This window comes from Streptomyces sp. NPDC091272 (assembly GCF_044757485.1).
Lineage (GTDB): Bacteria > Actinomycetota > Actinomycetes > Streptomycetales > Streptomycetaceae > Streptomyces.
In genome coordinates, this window is record NZ_JBIVVC010000010.1 from 135471 (window position 1) to 151169 (window position 15699).

A 15699-nucleotide genomic window follows, 5' to 3' on the forward strand; every position below is an offset into this window, starting at 1 on the left:
GGTCGCGTCAGTACTGTCCCGGCCGTGGACACACTCATCTTCGGCGGTCTGCTCGCTGCCTGGTTCGTGCTTCATCAGCAACGGGCGCGCGCCCTGCTGCTCGGTGTCTGGGCGCTCACGTTCGTGGCGGTGCTCTTCCTGCTGGCGCATCACATCACCAGCGGCCTCTCTCTGGGGCTGAGCTACTGACATGGCTTCCTCGACCACACCCACGGCCGTCCCCGGCCCCGTGGCGCACACGTTCCTCGGCACGATCCAGTACTGGTTCGCCTGTTTCTTCGCCGCCGGATGGACCGCGATCGTCTGCTGCGGTCTCGGCGTGCAGTTCCTCAGCTGGGACTACCCCTGCCCGCTGTGCATGATCCAGCGGATGTTCATGCTGCTCGCCGCGCTCGGAGCCGGGTACATCGTCCGAAGGGGCCTCACCGGCACCCTCTCCGGCAACGACTACATGATGGGCTGGGGACTGGCTCTCGTCGCCTGCATCGGCGGCGGCTTCACCGCCTGGCGTCAGACCATGCTGCACATCCTGCCGGGTGACAAGGGATACGGCGCACCGGTACTCGGTCTGCACATGTACGTCTGGGCGTGGATTCTCTTCATGGCCTCCGTCGTCGCGATCGGCGTCGTCATGGCACTCGCCCACCTGACCGCGGGACGTGACACCCCGGGGTCCAAGCCGTACCGCACGGTCGGCAACCTCGTCCTCTGGTTTCTCGCGCTGATCATCGCCGTGAACCTGGTGGCCGTCTTCCTTGAAGAGGGATTCCACTGGTTCCTTCCGGACGACCCGACGCGCTATCAGTTCTTCCACGACATCGGCCTTCTCGGCTGAGCCCGTGCTCCGAGCGGCACGGGGACCACGGTGAGCCGGGACCGAGCACCCGTACACCTGACTCCGTACGTGCACCTGACTCCGCACTGCACGACCCGTCCAGCGGGCACGTGCCTGCCGAACCGTCAGCAGCCCATTGGCCTCGGGGAGATCGTGACCTTCTGCCCTGCACGAGCGCGCGCCGATTCGCCGCGCGCCGAACACCCGTCCTCCGCCCCCCGCTCCCGCAGCACCCATGAATTCGGTGGGCCATGCGGCTGTTGAGCGGCGTCGTGGGAATCCTCGTCCTGGTCTTCGCGTTCACCTCGGTCACCCGGGACCTGATCACACCACGTGCCACGCGCTCCGCACTGCCCCGCGCGGTGCGCACCGTGGTGCGCTGCGGCTACCAGTTCATTGCCGACCGCACCTCGACGGAACAGTTCAAGGACCGGGTTCTCGCCCCCGCCTCACCGGTGGCGATGCTCGTCCTCCTGCTCATCTGGCTCACCCTCTTCGTCTTCGGTTACGGCCTGCTCGAATTCGCGCTGTCCCGCATGCCGCTCGACATCGCGCTGCGGGAGGCGGGTTCATCGGTACTCACCCTCGGCTTCGCGAGCGACGCGCGAAGTCAACTGACGTTCGTCGACTTCCTCGCGGCGGCCACGGGGCCCATCGTCATCGGGCTGCAGATCGGCTATCTCCCCACCTTCTACGCGGCCTACGCCCGACGGGAATCGGACGTCAGCATGCTCAGGTCGCGAACCGGCGTACCTGCGTGGGGACCGCAGCTTCTGGCGCGGCACGCGCAGCTGCACGCACTGGACACCCTTCCCGATCTGTTCAGGGACTGGGAACGCTGGTCCGCGGAGGTCGCCGAAAGCCATGCCAACCACCCGGCCCTGATCCACTTCCGCTCGCCCAGCTGGGAGCGGAACTGGCTGCTGAGCCTGCTGGCCGTACTCGACGCGGGAGCGCTCTACCTGGCCTTCAACCCGTCTGCCTCACCCCATCAGTTACGGGTGACCCTGCGCGCGGGGGCGACCTGTCTGCAGGAACTCGCCGACGAGGAGCACATCCCGTACAACTCCGGTCCCGGTCCTGGCGCGGATGACACGATCCGGCTGACCTACGGCGAATTTCTCCAGGGGGCTGCCCGGCTGCGCGAGCACGGCGTCCCCATGGAGCGAACTCCCGAGCAGGCCTGGACGCACTTTCGCAGCTGGCGGGCCCATTACGAGTCCGCCGCCTACGCCCTTGCTCTGCGCATCGACGCCGTTCCTGCCCCGTGGTCGGGCCCGCGCCGCCGGGTACGTGCGGGCGCCCGCGGTCGCCAGGGACGTTCGGCCCTGGTTTAGAAACGACGCATATCGTTTAAATACAGCTATGAACACTTCGCACGGCGCTGACGACCCCGGCCTGCACCGGGCCCTCGCCGTCCCTTCCCGCCGAAAGCTGCTCGCGCTGCTGCGGGAAGCGGCCGGCCCGCTGGGCGTGAGCGAGCTGGCAGAGGCCTCCGGCCTGTCCGTCGCCACCGTCCGACACCACCTGGCCGAGCTCGCCGACGCCGGCCTGGCCGTTTCGTCACCCTCCCCCGGTCCGGGAAGGGGCCGTCCCCGGCACCACTGGGCCCCTGGGCCGGGCGCCGCGCACGACGAGGCGCACCGGGACTTGGCCAGGGCCCTCGCCTGTGGATGGACCGGAGACGGACGCTCGGCCCGGGCCGCGGGCCGCGCCTGGGGAGAGAGACTGCCGCAGGTCGCGGGCGACGGTCCCACCGAGCGCACCCTCGCGGCCTCCGCGCGGATGGGCTTCGGTCCGGTCAGAGCCTCGGGGCCGCCAGGCGGAACCCGGGTGCTGCTCACCGCATGCCCCTACCGCGATCTCGCCCGAGCACGCCCCGACGTGATCTGCGCGCTGCACCAGGGTCTCCTCGACCACACCCTCCGGAGCACCGGCACCCGGGCGCTGCTACGTCCCTTCATCGCCCCGGACCTCTGCGCCGCAGAGCTCACCACCGCCTGACCGAAGAACCAGAAGGAGAAAGCCATGTTCCCCATCGCCATCGGCGACCAGTACGTACGCGGCGAGATGCCCGTGGCACGTATAGACCCGCTCGACGGACCCTTCACCCAGCTTGCCGCCGCCCGGATCCAACTCGTGCCCCAGACAGGGCTCGAAGCCCAGGTGTACGGCGAATCCGAAGTCCTCCTCACCGCAGTCGCCGGGGAGGTCGAGGTCGCCACTCCCGACCGTGGCGAGGTCCCTCTGGTACCGGGCGTCTGCGTGATGCTGCCGCGAGGGGAACCGTTCACCCTCGACAACCGTTCCACCGCCACCGCGACGCTCCTCGCCGTCCTCACCCGGTCGGACCTCGTCGACACCCTTCCCCGCACACACCTGGGCGAATGCCACGACCGCCACGATCACGCGCGCTCACCGCGCGGGCTCCACGCGGCGGCCTGACCCGCTGCTCTCTCTCCCCCCCGCTGACGCCCCGGGCCGGCCACCACACAGTGTGCCGGGGGCCGCGTCTCCCGCGACGCCCGGCGGGCACCAGGAACTGCGCCGCCAGGAACCGTCAGCGCATCAGGCGGAGTTCGCTGACGGTCGCCGGTGTGGTGGCTGATTCCGCGATGAGCCGCACCTCCCGCACAGCTCCCGGCGCGGCGACGGCCATACGCAGCGTGCCACTCTCCGGGGCTGCCGTGTCCGCGGTGAGGGGCCGCCAGCTTCCGTCCGGAGCGCGCCCTTCCAGCCGTACGCTGTCTGGACGCCCGGCCCCGAAGACCACCTCCGCGTGCGTGACACGGGACGGCTCGGCCAGCCGCACGGTCAGGGCGGACCTGGGCAGGGTGGCTGTCCAGGCGGTGGCCGTCGAGCCGTCGACCGCGGCCTCCGCATATCCGCCCGCCGTCTCGGAAACCGCGGAGGCAGGGCGGCAGCGAGCCAGGTTGTCCGTCGCGGCCAGATCCGGTCGACGGGTGGGAGTGGTGAGCGTGCCGCCCACCTTCAACGGATGCGCTCCGTCCGGCAGCCGCACGGTCATGGACGGCCCGGACCGCAAGGTGATGTCGGTCGTGCGCGCACCGACCCGCACCGCGAGGTCCCGCCCTTGCCAGGCGATGTGTTCGAGGCGCACCCCGTGGGACAGGCCGGGTGTCAGTACGGGGTCCAGGCGGAGCGCGTCAGCATCCCAGCGCAGACCGCCGATTGCGTAGGGCAGCGTCTGCAGGAAACCGCCCGCACCGGTCAGGAAGGTGAAGGCCGGCGCTCCCGCGTTGTCACCCGCCTTGTCGCCGCGCGCTTCGGAGAACTGCAGGAACGGCCCTTTCACGAAAGGCCGGTAGGAGCGTTCCAGGTAGGTGTCCGTCTGGCAGCCGTCCGCCCCGACCTGCGCGGCGATCACCGCGTGCGCCGAATCCGTCATCGCGGGGCCGTCCGGGTCGGTGACCGGTGCGTAGCGGTCGAGGTCGGCCTGTGCGGCAACCGGATCGGTGACGTATCCGTAGGGGTAAGTCAGCAGGACGGTGTCCGCCTGCTTGATCTTCTGGCCCTTGTATCCCGCGTACTCGGGGTGTGAGCCGTCGGCCTCCTGCGGCACGTACAGCTGCTCCGCCACCTCCTCCCAGGCGGTCGGCACCGGCTTGCCGAGGCGTCGGGCAGCCTGTGCGGCGTGCCGAAGGGCGACGATCGCGCCTCCGTTGGTGAGCGCATGGTCATCGACCCCGTGCGCGTACTCGTCCGCGCCGCTCACCTTGTTGACGTGATACTTGCCGTCCGCGCCCTTGACCGCGCGGTCGGCCCAGAAATCCGCGACCGCCGAGAGCACCGGGAATCCCCGTTCACGCAACCACTTCGCGTCACCGGTAGCTGCGTAGAACTGCCACTGCGCGAGCGCGATCTCGTTCTGCAGGTGGTCCTGGTAGTCCTTGCAGGGCCCGATTCCGCTGCACAGACCGCTCGGGCCGGCCGTCCAGGGCCAGACGCCGCCCTTGCGGCCGACGGCTGCGGCGTTGCGCCGGGCCTGGCCCAGGGTCCGGTAGCGGTACTCGACGACCGAGCGGGCGAGTTCGGGGTGCGTGGCGAGCAGGGCGGGGAACATCCAGGTGTCGGCGTCCCAGTAGATCTGCCCGGCGTAGTTGTCCGAGCTGAGACCGGACGGCCCCAGACTCCAGGGCTGGCCCGCCCGGACGCTCGAATACAGCGCATACAGGGCGGAGTTGGTGGACTTCTGAAGGTCGTCGCGGCCCGGCGTCAGCGGGGTGGGACGCCACAGCTCCGCCCACGCGGCGCGGTGTTCCCTCATCAGGCGCGGCAGCCCGGCCCGGCGGGCCTCGGTCACCGTGCCCCTCGCCGCGGTGGGCGTGGCGGCGACACCGATGTACTTCACCACCTCGTAGGTCCTGCCGGCCTCGACCTCGATCCCGACGCGCTCGCCCGCCGTCTGCGGGGTGCTCTGCGGCAACACCGCCTTCCGGTCGGCGAACCTGGTGCCGGGCCCCGCCACCAGGGCGGCAGTCTCGGTGATCCGCCGGCCACTGCCCTCGGCTGCGACGGTCACCTCCCCGGCGGAGCGGGCCACGGGGGTCGTTCGCCGGGCCCCCGCGCCGTCGAACAGCCCGCTCACGTCGAGCCGGCCGGACCAGGACGGAGTGACCCGCAGCCGCACGAGCCCCAGATTCTGGCGGGAGCGATGGCTGAGGACGTCATAGGCGACCCGGGTCGCGCGTCCCGCTCGCGGGGTCCACGTGTAGGTCGTGGAGACCGTGGCCCCGCGCAGGTCCAGGCTTTGACGGTAGCGGGAGATCCGCTCCACCGCCGTGCCCGGGGTGAGGGAATCGGCGCCGTCGGAGAGAGTGAGGGTGGACCAGGTGGGCAGGGCCGCGAGGAATTCGTCGTCGCCGCTGCGGTGATGGAACCCGGCGGCATGAGCGCCCGCGTACCGCTCGTCGTAGAGCGGCCAGCCGGTCTCTCCGAGCCCGCCCTGGTATCCGGTGCCGGTCGCGGGGAGCCGCTGGGAGAGATAGCCGTTACCGACATAAGGCTGCCTGCGGTAGTCCGCCGGAACGTACGCGCCGGTGCCCAACTCCCATACGGACTCGGTTTTCGGCCCCACCCGGTGTTCACCGACCGCGGCTGGAGTGCCGAGAGCCAGGAAGATCGCGAGTGCGGCAGCAGTGGTACGCGCCCAGAAGCCAGGTTGCGGAAACGTCATGGCTGCGACTGTCCACGGGGCCACGGATGCGCGTAAATGGACCGGCGCGGCGGGGACTTGGACTCTTTCCCGGCCTCGGCGATTTCAGCGCTCTCGGCGATCTCAGCGCCCTCGGCGACTCGGCGCCCTCGGCGACTCGGCGCCCTCGGCGACTCGGCGACTCGGCGACCCGGTGACCCGGTGACCCGGTGACCCGGTGACCCCGCCTGGCCGGCGGGGCCACCGGTATGAGCCGAAGGCTGCTTGGCCGTTCAGCCGGTGCCCGGCTGACGCTCACCGGCCCGGTGGGGTACGCCCGGAGTGCGCGCACGCACGCGGTCTTGGAGCGTTCAACGGCCTGTTACTTTCGGGCGGTTACGGTTCCGTCGTGGGTGTGGAGGGTGTAGGTGTAGCCGTGGGAGCGGGCTGTCGGGTGGGCGGTGTCGAGCTGGGCTATCCGAGTGCCGTGGAGGGTGATGGAGGCCTCCCACTGGCCCGGACGCGGCTCGCTGATGTGGGCCACCGCCCCTCCGGGCAGCTTCACGTCCCGGACAGCGACCCCGGAGGGCCTGGCGTTGCGAGCGGCGGAGTGCGCCTGTGCCTGCCTGGCCCGCTGCTCCTGCACCGGGCGCTGCTGACCCTGGCCGTGGATGCGGTGGGTCGGGGTGCCGCGGTCGTGGTGGACCGGAGCCGACTTGTCGTGGTGGACCGGGGCCGACTTGTGGTGGATGACCGGGCGGGGGACGTCCGACTCGCTGTGCCAGCCGGACGGCTCGGTGACACCGACGAAGCCGTTGGCCTGGTTGAGTGCGTAGGTGTAGCCGTGCACACGGGAGGTGGCGTGCGTGGAGTCCAGGCTGGCAACGGTGTGGCCGTTGCGGGTGACCTGTGCCTTCCACTTGCCGCCGCCGAGGTCCGTGACGTGAGCGATGCTGCCGTCGCTCAGGTGCATGTCCTGGCTCTGGGACGACGGGGAGCCGGCCGGGGCTGAGGCGGTCCGGCCGGGCACGCTGCCGGCGGGGGCCGGAGCAGCTACGGCGGCCGAGGCCAGACCGGTGACAGCACCCATCCCCAGGATCGAGGAGACCAGCACGGTGCGGAAGACTCGTGAGTTCGACATCTGAGTGCGACCTTTCCTGCGAACTACGTCGAGTAGGTACATACCGAACGTAGATCCCCGAAATGGACACAAGCAAGACTCGGAGGGGTCAATAGGTCGTTAAATCCAAGGGGCATGCCGACATGGGCTTTGCATTCGAAGGAACACTTGCGGTTCCCAGTAGTCTTTCTTTGGGATGCCGAGGTACCGTCGACGCGGACCGCGCGGTGGGGCGACGGCGGCCCCCTCGACAGCACCCAACCAGCACTGCACCCGCTGTGCCCACTACTCGGGGGACGCTCGACCTTCAACGGCCGCCCCCAGGAGCGGAGTTCGAGCCTGGCTCTGGCTACTCCGGCGTCGAACGTCGCGTCGCGCAGCCGCACATCGAAGCCCCCATGACGCGCAGCCGCTTCACCGCTCACATCGGCGCCGGCGAACGTCACGACATGCGCGTTGGCGCGACATGCGCGCTGACGGGGGCACCCCTAGGGTTCATCCCATGGAAATCAATGCCCTCGGGCCACTCGCTGACGAGCTGCTGGACAAGGCGTCCCAGGCGCACTCGGGGCGCAGCGGAAAGACCGTGTACGGCGGACACGGCAGCTCCCTGGGGCAGACTCTCATCGCGCTCACCGCCGGGACCACGCTCTCCGATCACGAGAATCCCGGGGAGGCGACCGTGCTCGTCGTCCGCGGACACGTCCGCCTGACCGTGCAGGACCGCGCCTGGGACGGCGTTCCGTACGACGTGCTGCCGGTCCCCGACGCAATCCACGGTCTCGAAGCCGTCGAGGACTCTGTCATCCTCCTCACCGTCGCACGCCAAATCTGAGCGACCCTCTTCGTCCTTGTCTTCGTCGTCACGCTCACACAGCTGACCGTGGCGCTCGCCCGCGACCTCTCTCCCGCCACCGCGAGCCGCGGTGCGTAGCCACCTCGCGCACCGCACGGTCCAACGGAGGACGCGGGGACGATGGTGCACACCTACTACACCCACCACGACGGCCACGGCGAACGGCAGTTCCCGCAAGACGACGGCCAGGTGGAGGCCCAGTCCTCCGGTGGCCAGACGGTCAAATTCCGGCACGATCCGCGCCGGCACGCTCGGCCCACAACGGCCGGCCGAAGCTTGCCCAGGTGGTTACGGCTTGCCCAGTGCACCGTGGACCCGGTCGGTGAAGAGCATCCCGTTGAGGTGGTCGGTCTCGTGCTGCAGGCAACGAGCGAGCCACCCGGTTGCTTCTACGGTGACGGGGGCGCCATGCAGATCGAGGCCGTCCACTACGGCGTACTCAGGTCGGGCGAGCACGGCGAAGAAGTCAGGCACCGAAAGGCAACCTTCATCGCCGTCCGCCACGCGCTGTCTGCCGAGTTCGACGGTGCGCAGAACCGGGTTCACGACGTGCCCAAGTTGCCGCTGTCCGTCGGCGTTCGGGCAGTCGTAGACGAAGACACGCCGGGGCACGCCGATTTGGTTGGCGGCCAAGCCCACGCCGTCCGCCGCGTACATGGTGGCGAACATGTCGTCGATGAGCTGCGTCAGGGCGGTGTCGAACGAGGCGACGGGCCGGCACGGCTGGTGCAGGACGGGGTTTCCCCGAAGGGTGATGTCGTGCACTCTTCCTGTGCGGGCCTGCTGTTCCACCTGTTGACCTGCCTTCTGCGCTTCGGGGCAACTTCGGTTACGTGTGTTTGCCTGTTCGTTCGGCCCAGCGTGTCGTGGCCGGTACCAGCAGTCCGGAGATCACGAAGAGGGCGGCCAGGACCAGCCATCCAAGCTTTCCTGCGCTGATGACTGCGATCAGGAGGATCGGGGCAGCCACGCTGGTCGCGGCGCGTCCGGTGGCCAGCATTCCTTGGTACTGACCGTGCGCATGAGCGGGCGCGAGTCTGAAGCTGAGACCCCATTCCCCCGAGACCTGATGCATCTCGCCCCAGGTGTGGGCGGTCATCGCCAGAATGAGTATGGCAGCGGCGAGCAGCGCGCCTACGTCGCTGCCGGCTGCTGCGTAGAGCAGGCAGGTGGCCGCCAGGAACACCCCGGCCCATCGCGAGGAGCGTGCCGCACCGGCCAGGCTGTCCCCGCGGGAGCTGGTTTTCAGTTGGAAGAGCACGACCAGGACGGTGTTCATGACGATCAGCGCGCTGAACATCCAGGCTGGGGCGTCGGTGTGCATGACGATCCACAGAGGGAGGGCGATTTCCATCAGCCCGCTGTTCAGTGCCAGAAGGGCGTTCAGCCCGGTGAAAGCCAGGAAGGGAAGGTCAGTGAGCACCAGGGACATGCGGGCGCGTTGTGGGTGGTCTGCGGCCGCAGGTCCCTTCGGGATACGGGTCAGGACCGCCGCTGAGGCGACGTACATCAGCGCGGCGCCGACGACGAGGGCCTGGTACGCGGTGCGGGTGTCGATGAAGAGGGCGATGCCGGCGGCGCCCGCACCGACGGAGATTCCGACGTTTGTCACCACTTGGAGGTGAGCACGAGCGCTCACCCGGTCGTCGGGTGCGGCGATGTCCGCGATCAGTGCTGGAAGCACCGTCCGGCAGCCTCGCTGAAGCACTCCCACGACGCAGGCGACGATGACGAAGAGCCAGAACGAGCGGACCCACAGGTAGCAGAGGATGGCCGGTATAACGCCTGTGGTCAGGAGCAGCAGGACACGGTGCGCGCCCTTCCGGTCGGCCACGTGCCCCAGCGGGATGGCGAACAGCAGGCCTGCCAGGCTCGCGATGGTGAGTCCGAGTCCTACCTCGACCAGGCTCAGCCCCACCACGCGTGTGAAGAACAGGGTGCTGACGGTAACGAACAGTCCGTCACCCATCGTCGTCAGGAGGGTGGAGAACGCCACCTTGCGCACCGGGCCCGCTGCCGGCACAGCGCGGGAGACGAGACGCTGCATACGGGATGCGGGTGCGGGAGCGGTCATCGGGCCGTCTGCTCCGTCGAATTCTCGGCGGTGAAGGTGACGGGCAGCGTGTCGAGGTACCGCATGGTCGCGGTGCGCCGACGGACCGGTTCTGCGGCAAGCCGCAGCGGGTTGGGGCGTCGCAGGAGGCTCTTGATCAGCGCCTGCAGGGTGACCTGGGTGAAGAGGTTGCCGACGCAGGTGTGCGGACCACGGCCAAAGGCCATGTGCTGGTTGGGCTTGCGGTCCAGGAGCAGTTCGTCGGGGTTGGCGAACTGGGCGGGGTCCCGGTTCGCCGCGCCGAAGAGCACCAGCACCACGTCGCCGCGTTCGATGACGGTGTCACCGATCGTGGTGGAGCGCGTGGCCATACGGCTCGTGCCCTGGACGGAGCAGTCGTACCGCATCAGCTCGTCGAAGCCAGTGGCGAAAAGGTCTGGATCCCGCAGCTTTTCCACTGATTCGGGGTGCTGCAGCAGTGCGAGCATCGCATTTCCGGCACCCGAGACTATCGAGCTGTATCCGGATTGGAAAACAACGCGCACAGTATTACGCACGAAATGGTCCGGTACCGCGACAGAATCCCGCTTGCTCGTCACGTCGGCCAGCATCCCGGGGTTCGGGTCGGCCTCGAACCAGGACTCGACCAGAGAACTCAACTGGGCTCGCGCTTCGATGCCCTGCTTGCGTAGCTCTGCGCGGACTTCGTCGTCAGGTTCCAACGCCGCGTCCATACTCCGGACAATGGTGTCGGAGATGCTGGAGAATGTGGAAAGTTCAGGGCATTGAATGCCCAGGAGGTCCGATATGGTAGCCAGTGCGAGCGGTGCGACGACTTCGGGAATGAGGTCGAATTCGGCCCTCTCGCTCAATTTGTCGAGCAGGGAATCGACCAGGGCCTCGCCCCGCGCGCCGATCGCGTCCAGGTCCCGGCCGCGGAGCGCGTTCATGAACAGGCTACGGAGCGGGGCATGCTCCGGCGGATCCAGGGTCTGCAGGCTCAGCCAGGGCTCGGAGACCGTTTCACCTGCTCGGCGCCAGTCCGTGGCGAACACCTCGGGGTTGAGCAATACCGACTGGCAGTCCTTGTAGCGCGTCAACACCCAGCACTCCATCTGGTCGTGCCAGGAGATCGGAGTCGTTGAGCGCAACTCCGCGTAGACCCGGTACGGGTCGGCGAGCGTCGCAGCGTCAAGAGGGTCATACCGCACCGAAGTGGTCATCGCTGTGCCCCAGCATTTCTCGGTTGGACGTCATTCTCTATATGAATGCACGCAGAGAGCCGGGCTCGGATAATCCCCGAGCCCGACTACTCAAACGCGGTCGCTGGATTCAGAACTGAGTTCTGTCCGCAGACTCGCAGGCGGTCACTGGATTCAGATCAAATATCTGTCCGTGACTCGCTGGAATTAGTCGTTGTAACGCATGCCGCCACCCCCGTTTTATCAGGCGAGTTGGACGTTTCCCCCCGCTCGTGATTACGAAGTTACACCCCGCAATGAGGGGTGTCCACGGAATTACAGCGTCGAGTTCCAGTCAGATAGCCGATTCGCGATGCCCATACGTCGATATGACCGATTCGGCTGAGGAATACCATTCGAACGATTCGCTCGGTAGATTGCCCTTCGCCCATACATGAATACGGGGCGTATACGGGCGAATACACGGCTCTCCCGCAGTCGCTACGCCAATCGCACGCACATCTCGGAACAAGGGGCTGCAAACCGGGCCTACCGGAGATTCGGCACGGTCACACGGTCACACAGACACACGCGGCGTCCGCCGCCCGCCCCCAAGCATCGACGACGAGGACGGAACCCACGGACAGCCAACGAGGCACCGCAGTCTCGGGCTTCGCGCGGGGACAGCGAACGAAGGACAGCGAACGAGGAGCTGCGCGCATGCTGATGTGGGGACTGGTGGACTTCCGCCTCAGTTCGCTGGTCGTCCTGGTCGTCCAGAGCGTCTGACAGCTGTCCGCGGACTGTGCGGTGTCTTCGTCGCGCTCACTTTGTGCGGATGCCATGCGTACACGGCGACGGCCGCTACCACCTCGACGGAGGCCGTGTCGTAGTCGGCGCATGAGGTGGTCGGGATCCCGCACGACACCGTGCACATCTCCGAGAAGTTCGCCTCGTCCGCAGCAACCAATACAGCGAGGAGGCCTGGGCGACCACTGCGGCGTAAGAGAGGTGGGCCGGCACGCTGGGCTCAGGTCTCGGCGTCGTGGTGCCGGTCGGGGGTGAGGAGGTAGGCGATCGCCATGTCGCCGAGCTCGTCGGCATAGCGGCGCCTGTCCGCCTCGTCGGTGGCGGCATCGGGGCGTACGGAGTTGTGGAAGCAGGCGCCTAGGAGGGCGCGTGCTGCGGTATCGAGGGCTTGCTGGGGCTGGGTGCGGCGGATCTGGTCGGTGTAGGGGTCGGCTGCTTCGAGCAGGAGACGGTGGAGTTCGGTGATGGTGCGGGCCCCTCGGTCCAGTGACCTGGTTCCGCGGCTGCGCAGGAGCTCGGGGAAGAGGCCGCTGTCGGCGAAGGACTGCAGCAGGGCGTGCGCGTAAGCGTGCATGACGCCGGCGAGCGAGGGCCGGGCCGTACGCAGCTGTTCGGCTACGTACTCCTCGCGGCGCTCCAGCATCCGCTCTGTGAGTGCGGTGATCAGCTGTTCCTTGTCCTCGAAGCGGCGGTAGATCGTGCCGACGGCGACGTTGGCGCGTTTGGCGACACCGGCGATCGTCATGTCCTCCAGGCCGGAGGTGGACGCGATCTCCTCGGCCGCCCGCAGGACGCGGCCCAGGGTCGCGGCGCTGCGGGCCTGCTGGGGTTCCCGGTGGAGCACTGGGCGCTCCGGCTCGTCGTTCATGTCCCGCAGGGTATCCGCGCGGTTCTCCGCGGGGTCTTTTGACAACTGGCGCACTCCTCGGCATATCCTCGTGATGCGAACGTGAATTCACATTCACATCCTATCGGAGGTTTCATCATGCCCGAGGACCAGATGACTACGCCTGTCACCGTGACGCTTCAGGCCGGACCGGCCGGCACCGGGAGCATCGACGACTTCGAGCTGTTCTACGCCCGCCGCGCAGTCAATCGCTTCCGGACGCTGCTGGGCCGCCAGGGGCTCCTCGACCTCCTGGCGGACGAGATCGCGGAAGGCAACGCCTTCCTGCGCGAGAGCGCCCGCGCCTCCGGCGGCGCCTTCAAGGGAGGTACCACCGTGCTCACGGCGGAGGGGTTGACCTCGGGTGAGTTCCTGGCCTGGATGGACAAGGCCTTCGCCGGCGACGAAAAGCCGCTTCTGGCGGCGCATCCCGAGCACTACCTGATGGGCACCGACGAGATCGGCGCACGCGTGGTGGAGAACATCGGCCCCCACGTCAGCGACTTCTACATGGGCGGCTGGGGCACCGACGCGCTCGACTGGGCCAAGGACGCGGCCGAGCTTCTCCCGGAGTCGGAGTTCCCGCGCAAGATGTCCTCCAACCTCTTCCTGGCCGACGGCACCGTCGTCGGCCGAGCCCTGATCCAGTTCGGTGACACGGCCGACGGCTTCACGGCAAACCTCACGGTGTACTTCCCCGTCACCTGCCCGGACGACGTCCTGGACCACCACCTGCGGCACTACGCCGTCGAGTTCCGGAACTGGATCACCGCCGCCGCGGCCGCCCGCACCTGAAACCCCCGGCCCGACGCCGGGGCGGTCCCTGCGTCCGGTCCCGGCGTCCGGTCCCCATCTCCACGGGACACGGGACCGCTTCGGTATGCAGCCCTGCCGGAGAATTCAGATTCGACCGAACAGCCAATTGCCTGCCGCGTCGGGGGCTTCGCTCGTGCAGAACTCGTGGATCGCCCGGGGTGCCCTTCCGTGGGCCTCTGACGGGCCGGGAGCATTCCTCCAGTCCAGCCGCGAGGGATCAGCGGGGGGCGACCGTGGTGGCCGGAGTACGTGTGGCGAGGAGGAGGTCCTCGTAGGTGTGATGGCGGCGGGTGGTGGTGCGGTGGTTCAGCAGGCCGGCCGCGCGATCGGGCTCGCCCGCATCGACGAGGGCGCGGGCGTATGTGTCCTGGATGATTTCGCGCTCCACCCGCACTCCGCCGATCCGTTCCGTTTTCTCTCCCAGGCCGCTCAGCAGGTCCACCGCCGCGTGGGGGCGGCCCGCCGTGACCTCTGCCAGCGCCTCGACCACGGGGGCCAGGACGTCGCGGTAGTCGGGTCGTTCGTCCGCGGCGGCCCGGCGGGCCAGGTCGTGCAGGTCGTCAGTGGCGGCCTCCACGGCCAGGGCCAGAGCGAGGTTGAAGGTGTGGAAGACCTCCGCCATCCCGCCCGGTGCGGCGAGCAGTTCCCTAACCTGTGCCGGATCGCTCTGGCCGGCCGGTGACTGGCCGACCAGGAGCAGGCGCCAGTTCGTCGCGGCCCGCATTCCGACATCCGTACGCGCCAGTGCTGCGTCCGCCCGTCGGCGCGCGTCCGGGAAGTCGCCGCAGGCGATGGACTGCAGTGCGGCATGCCAGTTCAAGTGCCGTGACTGCACCGCCTGGGGGTCCGCCCGGAGCCACTGGTCCAGGAATTCGGCCGAGGCGCGGCCGGATCCCAGCTCGTGCTCGGCGTGCGCGAGGGCGTGCGCGGCCACACCCGAGCGGGGATACAGGACCAACGCCTGCCCGGCCAGCTCGTGCGCCTCCCGCACCCGCCCCTGCTCCGCCCTGGCCGACGCCAGCCAGCTCATCCACGGCCAGCTCTCCGGGCCGGCCAGCGCCGCCTGCCGCTCCGTCAGAGCATCGCCGTGCGCACGGTAGGCGGCGTCCCCGCAGGAGGAGAACGCGCCCAGCAGGAGACCGGCCAGCTCGTCCGCGGGCCAGCGGGCGAAGTGCCCGACCAGGTGATCGGCCGTCAGCGAGTACTGCCGGTGGGTATGCAGGAACACTCCGTACACCAGACTCGCCTCCCGCTCACCGACAGCCAGCGCGTCCCGGTGCGCGATCACCAGCTGCTCCTTGAGCGCGGCATCACCCCAGCGGTCACCGGTCGCCAGTGCCAGCAGCGCCCGCGCCACACCACAGCCCGGATCCGAGCCGACCCACTGGCGCAGGAGAGTCAACGCCCGCCCGCTCAGGGCCAGCAGTGCATCCACCGCCCGCTCCTCCACGGACATGGCCGCCGCTGCCCCGCCCACCGTCGTCCGGCCGGTCACCCGCAGCTCACCGGCCCGTTCATAGGATTGCCCCGAACAGAGCTGTGCAGACGATGCCGCTGTTACCGCAGTGGTTGCGCGGCAGACTCAGCGGCAAACCAGCCTGGTTGCCGCTCGCTACCCCGCTCCCGGCCACCGTGGCGCCCGCAGCCCGAACACCGCCCTGGCTGACGCAGGTGTTGCCGAACACCGCGTTCCCGATCCCGATGACGCTCGCGTCAGCGGCACCAGCCGGAAGCAACGCGGCCCCGGCCACCGCACCCAGCAGCGCGGCCCGCACACCTACACGTCCCGCACCCCCGCTCGTACCTTGCGTCTCCACGCCCATGGCGCTCCTCCTTCGTCGGAACCGCATCCTGGCACCCGTACAGATCGCGCCCGGCCGGATGAGAACCCGGGCCGCAGTCCCACCAACGAGAAAACCCTGGTACCGACACGCAGACGCCCCGGGGTCTCTCTGAAACACGCGTCGACGAGAAGTGAAGGATCAGC

15 protein-coding genes are annotated in these 15699 nt (G+C 68.7%); 7 read left to right on the forward strand and 8 right to left on the reverse strand.

The genetic code is table 11. From position 1 onward, the window contains the following. Positions 1–24 precede the first annotated feature (24 nt). The 5 genes from ACIQM4_RS25725 to ACIQM4_RS25745 all read left to right on the forward strand — a co-directional run bounded on the left by ACIQM4_RS25725 (position 25) and on the right by ACIQM4_RS25745 (position 3280). Entirely contained in the window at positions 25–189 is a 165-nt protein-coding gene (locus ACIQM4_RS25725) for a DUF5993 family protein (protein ID WP_401595954.1), read from the forward strand. Between the two features lies 1 nt (position 190). Beyond that, a complete protein-coding gene (locus tag ACIQM4_RS25730; RefSeq protein WP_401595957.1) occupies positions 191–835 on the forward strand; it encodes a disulfide bond formation protein B in 645 nt (214 codons plus the stop codon). Positions 836–1086: 251 nt separating this feature from the next. Beyond that, positions 1087–2172, forward strand: a complete 1086-nt coding sequence (locus ACIQM4_RS25735) for a hypothetical protein (protein ID WP_401595959.1) — start codon at positions 1087–1089, stop codon at positions 2170–2172. 28 nt (positions 2173–2200) lie between these two features. Beyond that, the gene (locus ACIQM4_RS25740; RefSeq protein WP_401595961.1) at positions 2201–2839 is read left to right on the forward strand and encodes a helix-turn-helix transcriptional regulator; all 639 of its coding nucleotides are present in this window, start codon (positions 2201–2203) and stop codon (positions 2837–2839) included. A 24-nt stretch (positions 2840–2863) separates the two neighbouring features. Further along, positions 2864–3280, forward strand: coding sequence for a hypothetical protein (locus ACIQM4_RS25745; protein ID WP_401595963.1), 417 nt, complete (start codon positions 2864–2866; stop codon positions 3278–3280). A gap of 115 nt (positions 3281–3395) precedes the next feature. On the opposite strand, the gene ACIQM4_RS25750 is transcribed toward ACIQM4_RS25745, so the two are convergent. Next, entirely contained in the window at positions 3396–6032 is a 2637-nt protein-coding gene (locus ACIQM4_RS25750; protein ID WP_401595965.1) for a glycosyl hydrolase family 65 protein, read from the reverse strand. A 340-nt stretch (positions 6033–6372) separates the two neighbouring features. Continuing rightward, positions 6373–7131 carry a hypothetical protein gene (locus ACIQM4_RS25755; RefSeq protein ID WP_401595967.1) on the reverse strand — a complete coding sequence of 253 codons (759 nt, stop codon included), beginning with the start codon at positions 7129–7131 and terminating at the stop codon, positions 6373–6375. A 481-nt stretch (positions 7132–7612) separates the two neighbouring features. Here ACIQM4_RS25755 and ACIQM4_RS25760 point away from each other — a divergent pair, with 481 nt between their 5' ends. Then, positions 7613–7945 carry a LuxR family transcriptional regulator gene (locus ACIQM4_RS25760; protein ID WP_401595968.1) on the forward strand — a complete coding sequence of 111 codons (333 nt, stop codon included), beginning with the start codon at positions 7613–7615 and terminating at the stop codon, positions 7943–7945. A 309-nt stretch (positions 7946–8254) separates the two neighbouring features. Here the strand turns inward: ACIQM4_RS25760 and def are convergent, their stop codons facing one another. The 4 genes from def to ACIQM4_RS25780 form a co-directional block, all read right to left on the reverse strand. Beyond that, positions 8255–8731 (reverse strand): peptide deformylase, encoded by a 477-nt coding sequence (gene def, locus ACIQM4_RS25765; RefSeq protein WP_401595970.1) that lies wholly within the window; start codon positions 8729–8731, stop codon positions 8255–8257. Between the two features lie 64 nt (positions 8732–8795). Continuing rightward, on the reverse strand, positions 8796–10040 hold the full coding sequence (locus tag ACIQM4_RS25770; protein ID WP_401595972.1) for an MFS transporter: 1245 nt from the start codon (positions 10038–10040) through the stop codon (positions 8796–8798). Then, on the reverse strand, positions 10037–11242 hold the full coding sequence (locus ACIQM4_RS25775; protein WP_401595974.1) for a cytochrome P450: 1206 nt from the start codon (positions 11240–11242) through the stop codon (positions 10037–10039). The genes ACIQM4_RS25770 and ACIQM4_RS25775 overlap by 4 nt, the downstream gene beginning before the upstream one ends. Before the next feature lie 988 nt (positions 11243–12230). Continuing rightward, positions 12231–12878: a TetR/AcrR family transcriptional regulator gene (locus ACIQM4_RS25780; RefSeq protein WP_401595977.1), complete on the reverse strand. Its 648-nt coding sequence runs from the start codon at positions 12876–12878 to the stop codon at positions 12231–12233. A gap of 132 nt (positions 12879–13010) precedes the next feature. Between ACIQM4_RS25780 and ACIQM4_RS25785 the strand changes: the two genes are divergently transcribed. Continuing rightward, positions 13011–13691 carry a hypothetical protein gene (locus tag ACIQM4_RS25785; RefSeq protein WP_401595978.1) on the forward strand — a complete coding sequence of 227 codons (681 nt, stop codon included), beginning with the start codon at positions 13011–13013 and terminating at the stop codon, positions 13689–13691. 238 nt (positions 13692–13929) lie between these two features. Here ACIQM4_RS25785 and ACIQM4_RS25790 read toward each other — a convergent pair whose 3' ends face one another. Both ACIQM4_RS25790 and ACIQM4_RS25795 read right to left on the reverse strand, forming a co-directional pair. Beyond that, positions 13930–15147, reverse strand: coding sequence for a hypothetical protein (locus ACIQM4_RS25790; protein ID WP_401595980.1), 1218 nt, complete (start codon positions 15145–15147; stop codon positions 13930–13932). A 79-nt stretch (positions 15148–15226) separates the two neighbouring features. Next, positions 15227–15535, reverse strand: a complete 309-nt coding sequence (locus ACIQM4_RS25795; RefSeq protein ID WP_401595982.1) for a chaplin family protein — start codon at positions 15533–15535, stop codon at positions 15227–15229. Positions 15536–15699 lie beyond the last annotated feature (164 nt).